At 66.0% G+C, this 14,142-nt stretch carries 16 protein-coding genes; 6 read left to right on the top strand and 10 right to left on the bottom strand.

Translation table 11 applies throughout. The annotated features are described in order from the left end of the window. Positions 1-78: 78 nt before the first annotated feature. Both greA and ASF72_RS08140 read right to left on the bottom strand, forming a co-directional pair. Positions 79-573, bottom strand: coding sequence for a transcription elongation factor GreA (gene greA / locus ASF72_RS08135; protein WP_050684583.1), 495 nt, complete (start codon positions 571-573; stop codon positions 79-81). Between the two features lie 158 nt (positions 574-731). Next, positions 732-1,184: a DUF4307 domain-containing protein gene (locus ASF72_RS08140; RefSeq protein WP_056597940.1), complete on the bottom strand. Its 453-nt coding sequence runs from the start codon at positions 1,182-1,184 to the stop codon at positions 732-734. Between the two features lie 111 nt (positions 1,185-1,295). On the opposite strand from ASF72_RS08140, the gene mca reads away from it, so the two are divergent. Together mca and ASF72_RS08150 are read left to right on the top strand one after the other, a co-directional pair. Next, on the top strand, positions 1,296-2,201 hold the full coding sequence (gene mca / locus ASF72_RS08145; RefSeq protein WP_050684581.1) for a mycothiol conjugate amidase Mca: 906 nt from the start codon (positions 1,296-1,298) through the stop codon (positions 2,199-2,201). Positions 2,202-2,290: 89 nt separating this feature from the next. Then, a complete protein-coding gene (locus ASF72_RS08150; protein WP_050684580.1) occupies positions 2,291-2,623 on the top strand; it encodes a hypothetical protein in 333 nt (110 codons plus the stop codon). A gap of 40 nt (positions 2,624-2,663) precedes the next feature. Here the strand turns inward: ASF72_RS08150 and trhA are convergent, their stop codons facing one another. Then, positions 2,664-3,305, bottom strand: coding sequence for a PAQR family membrane homeostasis protein TrhA (gene trhA / locus ASF72_RS08155; protein ID WP_056598063.1), 642 nt, complete (start codon positions 3,303-3,305; stop codon positions 2,664-2,666). 255 nt (positions 3,306-3,560) lie between these two features. Between trhA and ASF72_RS08160 the strand changes: the two genes are divergently transcribed. Together ASF72_RS08160 and ASF72_RS08165 are read left to right on the top strand one after the other, a co-directional pair. Continuing rightward, positions 3,561-4,322: an isoprenyl transferase gene (locus tag ASF72_RS08160; protein WP_050684579.1), complete on the top strand. Its 762-nt coding sequence runs from the start codon at positions 3,561-3,563 to the stop codon at positions 4,320-4,322. A 236-nt stretch (positions 4,323-4,558) separates the two neighbouring features. After that, the gene (locus ASF72_RS08165; RefSeq protein WP_050684578.1) at positions 4,559-5,977 is read left to right on the top strand and encodes a PhoH family protein; all 1,419 of its coding nucleotides are present in this window, start codon (positions 4,559-4,561) and stop codon (positions 5,975-5,977) included. Positions 5,978-6,109: 132 nt separating this feature from the next. On the opposite strand, the gene ASF72_RS08170 is transcribed toward ASF72_RS08165, so the two are convergent. Beyond that, positions 6,110-6,784, bottom strand: a complete 675-nt coding sequence (locus ASF72_RS08170; RefSeq protein WP_056597942.1) for a GNAT family N-acetyltransferase — start codon at positions 6,782-6,784, stop codon at positions 6,110-6,112. A 24-nt stretch (positions 6,785-6,808) separates the two neighbouring features. Next, the gene (locus tag ASF72_RS08175) at positions 6,809-7,621 is read right to left on the bottom strand and encodes a hypothetical protein (RefSeq protein ID WP_200933632.1); all 813 of its coding nucleotides are present in this window, start codon (positions 7,619-7,621) and stop codon (positions 6,809-6,811) included. Between the two features lie 59 nt (positions 7,622-7,680). Here ASF72_RS08175 and ASF72_RS08180 point away from each other — a divergent pair, with 59 nt between their 5' ends. Further along, positions 7,681-8,220, top strand: coding sequence for a prepilin peptidase (locus tag ASF72_RS08180; RefSeq protein WP_050684576.1), 540 nt, complete (start codon positions 7,681-7,683; stop codon positions 8,218-8,220). Between the two features lie 31 nt (positions 8,221-8,251). Then, entirely contained in the window at positions 8,252-8,722 is a 471-nt protein-coding gene (locus tag ASF72_RS08185; protein ID WP_056597944.1) for an NUDIX hydrolase, read from the top strand. Between the two features lie 94 nt (positions 8,723-8,816). Here the strand turns inward: ASF72_RS08185 and ASF72_RS08190 are convergent, their stop codons facing one another. The 5 genes from ASF72_RS08190 to ASF72_RS08210 form a co-directional block, all read right to left on the bottom strand. After that, positions 8,817-10,514 carry an MDR family MFS transporter gene (locus ASF72_RS08190; RefSeq protein WP_050684574.1) on the bottom strand — a complete coding sequence of 566 codons (1,698 nt, stop codon included), beginning with the start codon at positions 10,512-10,514 and terminating at the stop codon, positions 8,817-8,819. Further along, a complete protein-coding gene (locus ASF72_RS08195) occupies positions 10,511-11,179 on the bottom strand; it encodes a TetR/AcrR family transcriptional regulator (RefSeq protein ID WP_056597946.1) in 669 nt (222 codons plus the stop codon). The genes ASF72_RS08190 and ASF72_RS08195 overlap by 4 nt, the downstream gene beginning before the upstream one ends. Positions 11,180-11,302: 123 nt before the next feature. After that, a complete protein-coding gene (locus tag ASF72_RS08200) occupies positions 11,303-12,724 on the bottom strand; it encodes a class II fumarate hydratase (RefSeq protein ID WP_050687907.1) in 1,422 nt (473 codons plus the stop codon). 76 nt (positions 12,725-12,800) lie between these two features. Beyond that, positions 12,801-13,415 carry a carbonic anhydrase gene (locus ASF72_RS08205; protein ID WP_050687906.1) on the bottom strand — a complete coding sequence of 205 codons (615 nt, stop codon included), beginning with the start codon at positions 13,413-13,415 and terminating at the stop codon, positions 12,801-12,803. Positions 13,416-13,424: 9 nt separating this feature from the next. Further along, complete coding sequence (locus ASF72_RS08210; protein ID WP_050687905.1) at positions 13,425-14,105, bottom strand: DUF4245 domain-containing protein; 681 nt, start codon at positions 14,103-14,105, stop codon at positions 13,425-13,427. Between the last annotated feature and the right edge of the window lie 37 nt (positions 14,106-14,142).

Below are 14,142 nucleotides of genomic sequence, written 5' to 3' on the forward strand. Positions count from 1 at the left end.
TCAACCCCGGTTACCGGGCTTAAAACCAAAGCGCCGCCGGTCCCTTCGGGGCCCGGCGGCGCTTTGCTGTGCTGAGGGTCAGGCGGAGTACGGCTTGGCGGAAAGGATCTCCACCGTGATGTCCTTGCCGTTGGGCGCCACGTAGCTCAGTGAGTCGCCTTCCTTGTGGCCCAGGATGGCGGCACCCAGCGGGGACTTCTCGCTGAAGACGTCCAGGTCGGAGTCGCCGGCAATTTCGCGGGAACCGAGCAGGAACGTCTCCTCGTCGCCGGCAATCCGGGCCACCACCAGCATGCCGGGCTCCACGATGCCGTCATCAGCGGGTGCTTCGCCCACGTGGGCGTCCCGGAGCAGGGCGGTCAACTGGCGGATACGCGCCTCGATCTTTCCCTGTTCCTCTTTGGCGGCGTGGTACCCGCCGTTCTCCTTGAGGTCACCTTCCTGCCGGGCGGCCTCGATCTTCTGGACGATATCCGCCCGGCCGGGGCCGGAAAGGTGGTCCAGCTCTGCCTTCAGGCGGTCAAAAGCTTCCTGGGTAAGCCAGGCTGCAGCTGCGCTGTTGGTGGTAGACACGGACTTCTCCTCTATATGGTCCTACATGCAAAAGACCCCGCCATGGTGGCCACTTGTGGAGCGGCAACCAGCTCAGCGGGGTAAAGGTATTGGACCAGTGTAGTCAGTCCGGCAGGTTTATCCCAAAGCCGGAGCGATGCAGGTCACAGCAACGGAAGCTACGCCTTGGGCACCCAGCAACTGTCCACCACGCCGGAGACTGACAATGATTCGGTCCGGACGGAGACCCGCTGCGCGAGTGTCCTGCCGCCGTCGGACGAGTCCTCCGTGGCCTCCGCGGGAATATCCACAACCTTCCAGCCCACCACCGCGTACTTCGAGTCCAGCGCCTTGACGGAGCATTTGACCTCGGTGCCGGGCTCGCGGGTGACCTGGAAATCAACTTCTGCGAGCGTGCCGTCGGGAGTGCTGTAGCCGATGTCCTTGAACGTCACCCCACCCAAGGCGTTGGACGTGGAAACCCAGGCCATAAAGCCAATGCCCACAGCCAGCGCGGCACCGGCAATGATGCGTTTGGCGCGAGGGGTAAGCCCCTGTTTTTTTGCACCATAGCGATTGGCTAGGCTGGTGTCTGCGGGCGCGGAGGGGGCCGGCTGGTCCGGGGAAGTCACCTGACCAGTTTAGTGCCTTTCCGCCGGTGGCTTTTCCGGCCGGCAGCGCACCACTGCAGCCCGCTTTGTTCCATCCAGCCTAAGTACAGAAGAAAGAGGAGCGGTCCTTCAATGACAGCGCCCAGCAACTCCCCGGCACCGCTGCGGCTGCTCGCAGTCCACGCCCACCCGGACGACGAATCCAGCAAGGGTGCTGCCACGATGGCCATGTACGCAGCATCCGGCGTGGACGTTATGGTGGCCACCTGCACGGACGGCTCCCGCGGCGACATCCAGAACCCCGCCATGGCCGACGCACCGCACCCCAAGCGCGACATGGCCGGCGCGCGCCGCCTCGAGATGGCGAACGCCGCAGCAGTCCTGGGCATCCGCCAGCAATGGCTTGGCTTCGTGGACTCCGGGCTGCCGGAAGGGGACCCGCTGCCACCGCTTCCTGCCGGATCCTTCGCCACGCTGCCGCTGCACCATGCCGCCGCCCCCCTGGTCCGACTGGTGCGTTCCTTCAAACCGCACGTCATCCTCAGTTACGACGAAAACGGCGGCTACCCCCACCCGGACCACATCATGGCCCACAAGGTGGCCGTTGAAGCCTTCGAGGCTGCCGGGGACCCCAACCGCTACCCGGAGGCCGGACCGGCTTGGGAGCCCAGCAAGCTGTACTACGACCGAGCGTTCAGCCCCGACCGGTTCCGGGCCCTGCACTTCGCCCTGGAGGAGGCAGGCCTGCAGTCCCCGTATGCCGAGCGGCTTGCAGCCTGGCTGGAAACCGACGCCGAGGGCCACACCCCGCCGGTCACGGTGCACGCCACCACCACCCAGGTGGACTGCGGCGATTTCTTCGAAGCCCGGGATGACGCGTTGCGCGCCCACCGGACCCAGATCGACCCGCTGGGTTTCTTCTTCGCCGTCTCCACGGAGATGCAGCGAAAAGCATGGCCGTGGGAGGACTACTGCCTGATCAAGTCCCGGGTTCCCTCCGAGCTCCCCGAAAAGGATCTCTTCGCCGGGCTAAGATAGAACCAGCAGGCAATTTCTATGCCGCGTAGAAGAACCGGCCGGGAGGCCGGCCGGCGCCTGCTGCCGCCGTTCCACAGAAGGTTTTAACAGTGCATCATCTGCTCCTTAGCCTGGCCACCACCCCGTCGCCGATGCCCACGCCGGGGCTCCGGGACGGGCTCTCCGAGGACCAGGTGACCCCTGGCCTGTGGGGATTCATCATGACGGCATTTTTTGTGGTGGCCACCACGCTGCTGATTATCGACATGGTGCGGCGTATCCGCAGGGTCCGCTACCGGGCACAGGTGGAGGAGGACCGGCTTGCTGCGGCCGCCGCGGCGGACGTTGACGCCGCAGACGAGCACGACGGCCTGGCAGCTCCCGGCCCCGTTGGCCCCGAAGGTACCGGATCCAACGCCTTGGACCACCGGCCCCGCGACTGAGCCCCGCCCAGGGGGCCGGCCCCGGCCCGCGTGTACCTGCTCAGCCCAGCACTGCCATGGCGATTGCGATGAAGTGCGCCGCAAAGGCAAAGACCGTCAGGGCATGGAAAAGTTCGTGGAACCCGAAATGGTGGTAGCTGAAGTTGGGCTTCTTCAGGGCGTAAAACACGGCGCCGGTGATGTACAGCGCGCCGCCCACGCAAATCAGGACCGCCGAGGCGATGTTGGCCTGGAAGAACTGCGGCAGGTAAAACAGCGCCCCGCAGCCCAGCGCAATGTAGATGGGGACGTAGAGCCAGCGCGGCGCGTCCGTCCATAACAGCCGGAAAAGCACGCCCAGGATGGCGCCGGACCAGATCACCCACAGCAGCAGGACCGCCTGCGGCCGTTCCAGCAGGCTCCAGGCCAGCGGGGTATAGCTGCCGGCGATGACCAGCATGATGTTGGTGTGGTCCAGCCGCTTCAACACCCGTTTTGCCCCCGGCGACCAGTTGCCGCGGTGGTAGATGGCGCTGATCCCGAACAGCAGCACGCCGGTGAAAGCGTAGATGGACGAGGTGATTTTCCGGTCAGGCGTCGGGGCGAGGACCACCAGCACTATGCCGGCGGCCAGGGCCATCGGAGCCGCCACGGTGTGGATCCAGCCCCGCCACTTCGGTTTGATCATCAGCAGCTCCGCCAGCCGCACCGCCGCGTCATCCAGGGCGGTGCCCTTGGGGGCGCCTGCTGTGGTGGATCCGTCCTCCGGTTGCGGGGTCCGGGGTGCCTCCGGCATCTCGCTGTTCATGGTCCCAGAATAACTTACGATCCGGTAAGTTACCCATGAGTAGGACCTGGCGGCGGCACGGCGGAGCGGCGTGGGACGGCGGAAGCAAAGCCGGACGGTAGCCTAGGATGTGCAAGGAACGTCCAGCAAGGAAGTCAGGTGAGTGGAGGCGTGGAGTTGCCCGGGTTCCTCTACGGCTTCTATGAGCGCAGGCTCCTGCGTGGCCTCGCACGGGACCGCATTCCCCGGCACATCGGCGTGATGGTGGACGGCAACCGGCGCTGGGCCAAGCAGTTCAACGCCCCCACCAGCCAGGGCCACCAGGCCGGCGCGGACAAGATCCACGAGTTCCTGGGCTGGTGCCAGGAACTCGGCGTCAAGGTGGTCACCCTGTACATGCTGTCCACGGACAACATGAACCGGTCCAGCGAGGAGCTTGACCTGCTGATGGGCATCATCGCCAATACCCTTGACCGCCTGGATGAGGATGCCAACATCTCCGTGCACGCCATGGGAGCCCCGGAACTCCTGCCGGACTACCTGGCCGAGCGGCTCAACAACCTGACCGCCCGGACCACACTGCGCGAGAAGATCCACGTCAACGTGGCCGTGGGGTACGGCGGCCGGCGGGAAATCGTGGACGCCGTCAGGGAACTCCTGCACGACGCCGTGGCCAAGGGCGAGGACATCGGCAGGCTCGCCGACGCGCTGAGCGTGGATGACATCTCCCGGTTCCTCTACACCAGGGGCCAGCCCGACCCGGACCTGGTGATCCGCACCTCGGGCGAACAGCGGCTCTCCGGCTTCCTGATGTGGCAAAGCGCCTACAGCGAGTTCTACTTCTGCGAGGCCCTCTGGCCGGCGTTCCGCAAGGTGGACTTCCTGCGCGCCCTTCGCGACTACGCCGGCAGGCAGCGCCGCTTCGGTTCCTGAGGGTCCGTTAACTCCAAGTTCACGCAGCGGCAACAGGAATCGCCGCGTAATGGTTGCGGAAATTACCCGCGGCGGAATTACGTTATATCCATCAGCAGGCAAACCGCCGGCTGATCGGGGAGGCCAGTACATGGAGCGGAACATCGCACCGGATGTATGGGAGGCCGGATCCGGCCTCGTGGCCGAACCGCCTCACCATTAAGAAATCCGGGCTGGCGCCCGGGGCTGGAGTCGATGTGGCTACTTCTGAAACACTGCCCGAGGTCGTTTCCGACCAGGAAGTGAAAGCTACCTCTCGCGCCACGCGAGCCACCACACAAACCGGTGCAGCACCAGATGCTGACACCGGTTTTGCCGTCTCCGGAAGGGAACCAGCCATCAACACCTTTGTGATCGACACCTCGGTCCTGCTCTCGGACCCATTGGCACTGCTGCGCTTCGCCGAACACGAGGTGGTGATCCCGGTGGTGGTCATCACCGAGCTTGAGGCCAAACGCCACGACCCGGAACTGGGATACTTCGCCCGGAAAGCACTCCGGCTGATGGACGACCTCAGGGTCCAGCACGGCGGCCTGAACCGGCCCATCCCCATCGGAGACGACGGCGGCACCCTGACTGTGGAGCTCAACCATATTTCCACGGAGGTGCTCCCGTTGGGGTTCCGGAGCGGCGACAACGACAGCCGCATCCTCGCCGTCGCCAAAAACCTGGCCAACGAAGGCAAAAACGTCACGGTGGTGTCCAAGGACCTGCCCATGCGCGTCAAGGCCTCGGCCATGGGCCTCACTGCCGACGAGTACCGGAACGAACTGGTCAAGGACTCCGGCTGGACAGGCGTGGCCGAGGTGGAGGCCAACGAACAGGAAATCTCCACCCTGTACGGCCACGAACCCGTTTTTATCCCGGCTGCCGCGGAACTGCCGGTCAACACCGGCCTGGTGCTGCTGTCCAACAGGGGCTCCGCGCTGGGTCGGGTGGGCGCCGACAAACAGGTCCGCCTGGTCAAGGGCGACCGCGATGTCTTCGGCCTGCATGGCAGGTCCGCTGAGCAGCGGCTGGCCATCGACATGCTGATGGATCCCGCCGTGGGAATCGTCTCGATCGGCGGCCGCGCCGGCACTGGCAAGTCCGCACTGGCGCTCTGCGCCGGCCTGGAAGCGGTCCTGGAACGCCGCGAACACCGCAAGGTCATCGTGTTCCGCCCGCTGTACGCCGTGGGCGGCCAGGAGTTGGGCTACCTGCCGGGCTCCGAGTCCGAAAAAATGAACCCGTGGGCCCAGGCAGTCTTCGATACCCTGGGCGCGCTGGTCAGCCAGGAAGTGGTGGAGGAAGTCATGGACCGGGGCATGCTTGAGGTGATGCCCCTGACCCACATCCGTGGCCGGTCCCTGCACGATGCCTTCGTGATTGTGGACGAAGCGCAGTCCCTGGAGAAAAACGTCCTGCTGACGGTCATGAGCCGCATGGGCCAGAACTCCAAGATTGTGCTCACCCACGACGTCGCCCAGCGCGACAACCTCCGCGTCGGCCGGCACGACGGCATCGCCGCGGTCGTCGAAACCCTGAAAGGACACCCGCTTTTCGGCCACATCACGCTCACCCGCAGCGAACGCTCACCCATCGCAGCACTGGTGACGGAGTTGCTCGAAGGGTAAGCCGTCAGAAGGAGGGCCGTGGCTTGCTTGGTTCGCCGGGCCGCGGCCCTTCGCCGTCGCTTAGACACCTCCCGTCGCAACCCTCCGGTCGCTGAGCGACCTGCGCGCCGCTTTGGTCGGCGATGCGCTCCTTTACGAAGCGCCGGGGCCCGGCTGGTGCCTGGACGCGCCTAAGAATCCAGCCGCGGCGTTGTGGCCTGCCACCTGCAACTCCCAGTCGGGGCGTTTGAACGATTCGGGGGTGAGCCGGACTTGTTGGACCGTTTCCACCTCGGTGCCCCACTGGGTCCTGTGCACCCCGTTGGGTTCGTAGCCCAGGGAACGGGAGACGCCCAGCGAGGATTCGTTCCACGCGGCGGCCTCGGACTCGGCGACTTCGGCACCCAACCAGTCAAACGCCCACAGCACAACGGCGGCCCGCATCTCCTTGCCCAGGCCGATGCCGTGCGCGGAGCGCTGCAGCCAGGAGCCGGTGCTGATGGTCTTGAGGGCCGCGAATTTCTTGGCGCCAACGTCCTGGCAGCCAACGAGCTCCCCCTCGTGCCAGATGCCCAGCAGGATGGTCCAGGACTCCGGTCCGCACTCCGCCCGGTTCCGCCAGTGCCACTGCGCCATCCGGGGTCCGAGCTCGGCGCGGGGCGCCTCGGCCCAGGCCGTGCTGAACGGGTTCCTGCCGGGTTCGTGGATGCCGCCCGCCGCAGCATCGACCAGCGCCGGCAGGTCCTGGTCCGTCACGGTCCGCAGTTCCAGGCGCGGTGTCTTCAGGACCAGGCCGTCGAGGGGCCACAGGTGGGTTATCGCAGTCATCGGGCCAGCCTAGCCCAGCGGCACCTAGGGTTCGGGCCACACCTGGGCCGGGAGGTTCCAGCTGATGTATCGGCGGACATCCGCCGGAGCTGCAGGGCTGGCCAGGAACAGATCATCAGGCATGTATCCGTCCACCGCGAGGATCCGCAGCCAGTGGCCGTACTGGTCCTTCTCCGGTTCCAGGGAGCGGCTGGCCACACAGACACCGGTCCGCAGGTCCACCCGGACCAATGACCTGCCAGGCAGGCACAGCGGGGCTGCGGGATCGCCGGCGTGGTACGCCGCCGTAGGCGACACCTCGGCCTCGAGCGCGGGCCGGCCCTCGTGGTCCAGCCGCCGGACGCCGTGGACCAGCACTGCATTGCTGCCAGGGAATTCCAGGGGCACCGGGGCATTGCCCGCCAGTTCCACCGGGTCCAGGGCCGCCGAAAGACGGCCGTTGCCGAACCCGGGATCCCCGTACGCGGCCTCGGGCCTGCGGCGGACCAGGCCGGAGCCGTCATAGACCGGGGTAACAAGGTGCGGCGGCAGCAGCCAGGACTTCCGTGTCGAGGTGACGTAAAACCCGTCGCGGGAGTCGTTGATTCCGGGTGTGCTGTGGAGGACCAGTCCGTCGGGGCTTTCCAACCGGAGCGCGCCGGGCCGGCGCAGCGACGCCCGCACCAGCGGCGCCGCCGGGGCAGGGGCATCGGTGAAGGGCTCATCCCAGTACTCGAACTGCAGGGCCTGCCATTTCCACGGCGAGGACCGGCAGAGGTTCCGGAACATTGCTGCCGTGTCCGCCGGGCCGGCGCCGTGCTCCGGATCCGGGCGGTGCCGGGCGTCCCATGTGGCCATATCCACATATTACGCGGGCGCGGTTCTGGGCCCGGCCCGATTCCAGTAGCATCCGAGGGGTGATGGGACGACTCGGCGGCCTTTGGGCCGGCAACCCTGTGGCCTTCTGGCTGGTGCTGGCCGCGTGCGCCTATTTTGTGGTCATGGCCGTGCGCCTCACAGTCATCGATGTCCGGCATCACCTGCTGCCCAACCGGATCATTTTCCCTTCCTACGCCATTGTCGGCCTGCTTCTGGTGGCTGCCGCGGCGCTGGGTGATGCCGGCTCCGGTACCCTCCACGACGGCGGGCTTGCCGCCACGGAGACTTTCCGGGTGCTGGCGGGAGCGGGGCTGCTGTGGCTGTTCTACTACGTGCTGCGGCGCTTGTACCCGCCGGGCATGGGATTCGGCGATGTGAAGCTGGCGGGAGTGTTGGGCCTGTACCTGGGCTTCCTGGGCTGGGGCCACCTGTTCGCGGGCACGTTCCTGGCGTTCCTGCTGGGCGGATCCTGGTCCGTAATCCTGTTGGTGGCACGCCGCGGCACGTTGAAGACAGCTATCCCGTTCGGCCCGTTTATGCTGGCCGGTGCTTTCCTGGCCCTGCTCCTGCCGGCCTGAGGGCGGTGCGCCGGAGGCATAGGCTTGGCTTATGCCTGCACCTGACTTCATCCTGAACCTGCGTAAGAAGGTCGGCAACGACCTGCTGTGGCTTCCCGGCGTCCGGGGTGTGGTGGTGGACGGGGAAGGCCGGATCCTGTTGGCCCGGCGGGCCGATAACGGGCAGTGGGCCCTGGTCAGCGGCATCCTGGAGCCGGGGGAGCAGCCCGCCCGCGGCCTGGTGCGGGAGATTTTTGAGGAAACAGCCGTGGTGGCAGAGGTGGAGCACGTGGTCTCTGTTGGCGCCGTGGGTCCGTTCACCTACCCGAACGGCGATGTTTGTGAATTTCTGGACATTGTTTTTAAGTGCCGGTACGTGTCCGGGACCGCCCGGATCAACGACGACGAATCTCTTGCCGTGGGCTGGTTCGCCCCGACGGACCTGCCGGAATTGATGGCCGGCCACCTCACCAGCATCCGTCGTGCCCTCGCGCCGGCGGGGACAGCGCATTTCGAGGCCTGAGCCGACGGCTTAAAACCAGGCAGGGACGCCGCATCCCCCAAGATTGCGGCGTCCCTGCTTGTCGTGATCCGACGGACCGTGGTGGCAGCCCGCGTCAGCGTCGCTGGGAAACCAGCCCGCCGTCGTCGTCCGCGGCATCCCGGCCGTTGTTCGCAGGGTCGTCCTGCCTGGCGGGCGCTTCGCCGGCGGCTGCTGCCCGCTGCTCGGCCTCGAGCCGGGTGGCTTCCTCGCCGCCCACTGCCTCGCCGCGGGCCACCATGCCGGCCGTATCCGACAACGGGATCTGCTTGAGCGTGATGGCCAGGAGCAGGGCCACGGCAATGAAGGGCAGCAGGTACCAGAACACCGGCGCCAGCGAGTCGGCGTAAGCGTTCACGATGGCGTCCCGCAGCTGCTCCGGGAGCTGGCTGAGCGCTGCCGGGTCCAGGGTGCTGGTGGACTGCGCGGCCTGGTCAGCCGATGCGCCGGCCCCCGTGAAGGCGGTGGTCAGCGATTCGGAGAGCCGGTTGGTGAAGATGGCACCAAACACTGCGACGCCCATGGCGGCACCCACTTCGCGGAAATAGTTGTTGGTGCTGGTGGCGGTGCCGATCTGCTCTGCCGGCACGGAGTTCTGGACCACCAGGACCACCACCTGCATGATCAGGCCCAGGCCTGCACCGAACACAAACAGCTGCACGCAGATAACCCAGATGGGTGTTGTGGCGGCTAGGGTGGTCATCCACAGCATGGCAGCCATGGTGAAAGCAGCGCCCAGGATGGGGAACATCTTGTACTTGCCGGTTTTGGAGATCCGGATGCCGGAGTAGATGGAGGTGCCCATCAGGCCCACCATCATGGGCAGCATCAGCAGGCCGGATTCGGCGGCGGACGTGCCGGAGGACATCTGCAGGAAAGTGGGCACAAAGGCGATGGCGGAGAACATGCCCAGGCCCAGCGTGAAGCCGATGGCCGTGGCGTTGACGAAGATCCGGTTGCGGAACAGGCTCAGCGGAATGATGGGGTCCTCGGCGCGGCGCTCCACCATAACAAAGGCTGCGGCCGACAGGACAAGGCCGGCACCGAAGGCCCAGGTCAGCGGAGAATCCCAGCCTTCGTCCTTTTTGCCGCCGAAGTCCGTGAAGAAGATCAGGCAGGTGGTGGCGGTGGAGAGGAGGAGGACCCCGAGGATGTCGATGCGCTTTTCTGCCTTTTTGTTCGGCAGCGTCAGGGTGAACCAGGCGATGGCGAAGGCGGCGATGCCGATGGGAATGTTGATGTAGAAGGCCCATTCCCAGGTGAGGTGGTCCACGAAGAACCCGCCCAGGAGGGGGCCGGCCACGGCGGAGAGTCCGAAGATGGCGCCCAGCGGGCCCATGTACTTGCCGCGGTCCTTGGCGGGGACGATGTCGGCGATGATGGCCTGGGACAGGATCATCAGGCCGCCGCCGCCCAGGCCCTGGATGGCACGGAAGATGACAAAGCCCCAGAAATCGGTCGCAAGGGCGCAGCCGACCGAGGCGAGCGTGAACAGCGCGATGGCCACGAGGAACAGGTTCCGCCGGCCCAGGATGTCACCGAACTTGCCGTAGATGGGCATCACGATGGTGGTGGCCAGCAGGTAGGCGGTGGTGATCCAGGCCTGGTGTTCGACGCCGCCGAGCTTGCCCACGATGGTGGGCATGGCCGTGGAGACGATTGTCTGGTCCAGGCTGGAGAGCAGCATGCCGGCGATGAGCGCCGAGAAGATGATCCAGATGCGTTTTTGCGTCAACAGCAGGGGCCCTGCCGGTGGCTTGGTGGTGGTGCTCATGAGTGTCCTTCTGCTGCTGCGGTGGTGGGGTCGAAAGGCTGGGAGAAAAGGCTGCTGGCGGCGCTGATGTTTTCCATCAGCAGCTCGCGGTAGGGGCGGGTGTTGCCGTCCGAGAAGTAGGCCATGCTGCTTTTGCGGGCGATGGTGCCCAACAGGACCACGGCCATCTGCACCACGGGATGGTCCTCGCCCACGCCTTCGCGGCGGGCCAGGTCCCTGGCGAACTGCTTCTCGCGCCGGTCAGTGACCCCGATGATGCGCAGGATCAGCTGCGGTTCCTTATGGACCACGGCGATCAGCTGCCGGGTTTCCTCCTCGGAGGCGGTCATCTTTTCGGAAAGCCGGAGGGAGAACCGGATGAGGTCCTGGAAAAGGGTGGGGGAAATTTCGCCGGCAGGGGAGGCTGCGCCGCCCGCAATGAACTCGGCAAGGATGTCCTCGGGGACGTCGTCGTCCACGTGGCCGATGATGGCGTCTTCCTTGGCCGGGAAGTAGTTGAAGAAGGTGCGGCGCGAGATTCCGGCGGCTTCGCAGACCTCTTCCACGGTGTAGCCGTTCAGCCCGCGTTCGGCCGTCAGGGTCCGGGCGGCGTTGGTGATGGCCTGCCGCGTTGCGGCCCGTTTCCGCTCACGGAGGCCATTTTCTAAAGTTGCACTCTGAGTCACAGAGTAAAGTTTTGCACTAAGTCGGAATTAGTGCAACTTAATCTGGGAAATGCGTACGACGGCGGCCGCCGCCTTCGCTGGGAAGGTGGCGGCCGCCGTCGTACTGCAGGAAAGCCGGGGGAACTAGGCCTTGTGCGGCGGGCGCGTCATGGACATAACGTCCAGGGCGGTGTCCAGTTGTTCCTCGGTGACCTCGCCGCGCTCCAGGAAGCCCATGGCGATGACGGTTTCACGGATGGTGAGGCCTTCGGCCACGGCCTTCTTGGCGATCTTCGCCGCGTTCTCGTACCCGATGTACTTGTTCAGCGGGGTGACGATGGACGGTGAGGCCTCGGCCAGGAAGCGGGCGCGCTCCACGTTCGCGGTGATGCCGTCGATCATCTTGTCCGCCATCACGCGGCTGGTGTTGGCCAGCAGGCGCACGGACTCAAGCAGGTTGGCGGCCATCACGGGGATGCCGACGTTCAGCTCGAAGGCGCCGTTGGTGCCGGACCAGGCGATGGCGGTGTCGTTGCCGATGACCTGCGCGCACACCATGATGGAGGCCTCGCAGATGACGGGGTTGACCTTGCCCGGCATGATCGAGGAACCCGGCTGCAGGTCGGGGATCGCGATTTCGCCCAGGCCCGTGTTGGGGCCGGAGCCCATCCAGCGCAGGTCGTTGTTGATCTTCATAAAGGAGATCGCGATGTTGCGCAGCTGGCTGGACGCTTCGATCAGGCCGTCGCGGTTGGCCTGGGCCTCGAAGTGGTCGCGGGCTTCGGTCAGCGGCAGGCCGGTGTCCGTGGCGAGCAGTTCGATGACACGTTCGGGGAAGCCGGCCGGGGTGTTGATGCCCGTGCCCACGGCCGTGCCGCCCAACGGAACCTCAGCGACGCGGGGGAGTGCTGCGTTGATGCGTTCGATGCCGTAGCGGACCTGCGCTGCGTAGCCACCGAACTCCTGGCCCAGCGTCACCGGGGTGGCGTCCATGAGGTGGGTGCGGCCGGATTTCACGACGTCCTTGAACTCCACGGCCTTGCGTTCCAGCGACTCTGCCAGGTAGCCAAGCGCAGGAATGAGGTCGTTGATCAGGGCCGAGGTGGCTGCCACGTGGACCGAGGTGGGAAAGACGTCGTTGGAGGACTGCGAGGCGTTGACGTGGTCGTTGGGGTGGACCACCTTGTCGCTGCCGGCTGCCTTCAGGGCGCGTGATGCGAGTTCGGCCAGCACCTCATTGGTGTTCATGTTCGAGGAGGTGCCGGAGCCGGTCTGGAAAACGTCGATGGGGAAGTCGCCGTCGTACTTGCCCGCCGCCACCTCATCGGCAGCGTCGGCGATCGCCTTGGCCAGCTCGCCGTCGAGCACCCCAAGTTCCGCGTTGGCCTGCGCCGCAGCCTTCTTGACCCGGGCCAGCGCCTCGATGTGGGCGCGTTCCAGGGTTTTTCCGGAGATGGGGAAGTTCTCAACTGCACGCTGCGTCTGTGCACGGTACAGGGCGTTCACGGGGACGCGGACTTCGCCCATCGTGTCGTGTTCAATGCGGAATTCTTCAGTGGAAGTCATGGGGCTAGCTTAGGACGAGCGGGCGCACCATCGAAAACCGTGAAGGGGCTGCGACGCAGCGGCCCGCCCGGTGCCGCTAGAGGTCCCCGATGCCCGAAACAACGTCCGCCCGGCCTTCCGCCAGGCTGTAGGACAGGCCAACGACGGCGGCGCGGCCGCTTTCGATTGCGTCGGAAATCACACGGGAGCTGTCCGCCAGCCGCTGGGCGGTCTGCTTGACGTGCTCCACCACCATGTCGTTGACCTCTGTCTGGTCGTTCCGCAGCGAGGTCAGCACCGAGGGCGTGATCCGCTCCACCAGGTCCCGGATGAAACCGGCAGGCATCTGTCCGGTCTCGACGGCGGCCTTGGTGGCGCTGACGGCGCCGCAGTTGTCGTGGCCGAGGACCACGATCAGGGGCACCCCCAGCACGCCGATGCTGTATTCGAGGGAGCCCAGGACGGCGTCGTCGATGACCTGGCCGGCGGTGCGGACCACAAAAACGTCGCCAAGGCCGACGTCGAAGATGATTTCGGCGGCGAGCCGGGAATCCGAGCAGCCGAAGATCACCGCAAACGGGTGCTGGTTCTCCACCAGGGAGGAGCGGCGGGACGCATCCTGGTTGGGGTGGGACGTTTCGGCGTTGACGAAGCGTTCGTTTCCTTCGCGCAGGCGGCGCCAGGCGAGTGCGGGGGTCAGGTAGGTAGCCACGCGACTACGTTACGGCGCTGCGGTGGCGGAGGGTGAAACTGTTACGGCCGGGTTGGCCTCAATGGACTTCACCACGGCGCCCGCCAGCGTGCCGAATTCTTCCAGTTGGGCGGCGCCGGTCAGGATGACGGTGGTGCCGCCATATTCCAGCACCATTGACTTCTCGCCCTTGCCGGTGTCCCGGAGTTCCCATTCCTGGCCGCCTGCGCTGCGGGAGCCGGTAACGGGGGCGTTGCGGGTTTCCTGGAGCAGCCAGGTGGGGTTGGCCTTGATGGTCTGGACCATGCCGATGAAGGAGCCCTTGGGCGTCAGGTAGCCCACCTCCCAGGTGGGGACCCCGCTGGACGTGCCTGCCTCCCAGCGGGCGTAATTGGCCCTGAACGCACCGCCGGTGTCCGGCGCGGCAGGTGTGAATCCTGCCACATCCGCGGCCCGGCCGGCTATTGCGGCCACGTCGATGTCCGGGCGGTAGCCATCACTCTTGGGCAGCGGGTTCATCAGGATTACCGGCAGGAACGCCGCAATGCTGACCACCAGGGCGATGATCATGCCGATCACCGAAGCGTTGGCCCGCTTGGCCGCCGCGGCCGGAATGACGGGCAAAACCTGGCTGCCGCCGTCCTGCCCGGCGGCAGACTCCCGGCCGCGGGTTTCGCTGGGTTCGGGGCTGGGGCTGGGCTTTTCCTGCATTTCATTCACCCCTCCATAGTCGCCTATAGAGGCACCC

Origin of the sequence: Arthrobacter sp. Leaf141, assembly GCF_001424565.1 — a bacterium.
In the GTDB taxonomy this organism is placed as follows: Bacteria; Actinomycetota; Actinomycetes; order Actinomycetales; family Micrococcaceae; genus Arthrobacter.

Bases quoted from the DNA above. Each gene is read 5' to 3' on its own strand.
- mca (WP_050684581.1), top strand. From the start codon at position 1,296: ATGACAGCGCCCAGCAACTCCCCGGCACCGCTGCGGCTGCTCGCAGTC.
- ASF72_RS08200 (WP_050687907.1), bottom strand. From the start codon at position 12,724: ATGACTTCCACTGAAGAATTCCGCATTGAACACGACACGATGGGCGAA.
- ASF72_RS08170 (WP_056597942.1), bottom strand. From the start codon at position 6,784: ATGACTGCGATAACCCACCTGTGGCCCCTCGACGGCCTGGTCCTGAAG.
- ASF72_RS08210 (WP_050687905.1), bottom strand. From the start codon at position 14,105: ATGCAGGAAAAGCCCAGCCCCAGCCCCGAACCCAGCGAAACCCGCGGC.
- ASF72_RS08190 (WP_050684574.1), bottom strand. From the start codon at position 10,514: ATGAGCACCACCACCAAGCCACCGGCAGGGCCCCTGCTGTTGACGCAA.
- ASF72_RS08175 (WP_200933632.1), bottom strand. From the start codon at position 7,621: ATGGCCACATGGGACGCCCGGCACCGCCCGGATCCGGAGCACGGCGCC.
- ASF72_RS08185 (WP_056597944.1), top strand. From the start codon at position 8,252: ATGCCTGCACCTGACTTCATCCTGAACCTGCGTAAGAAGGTCGGCAAC.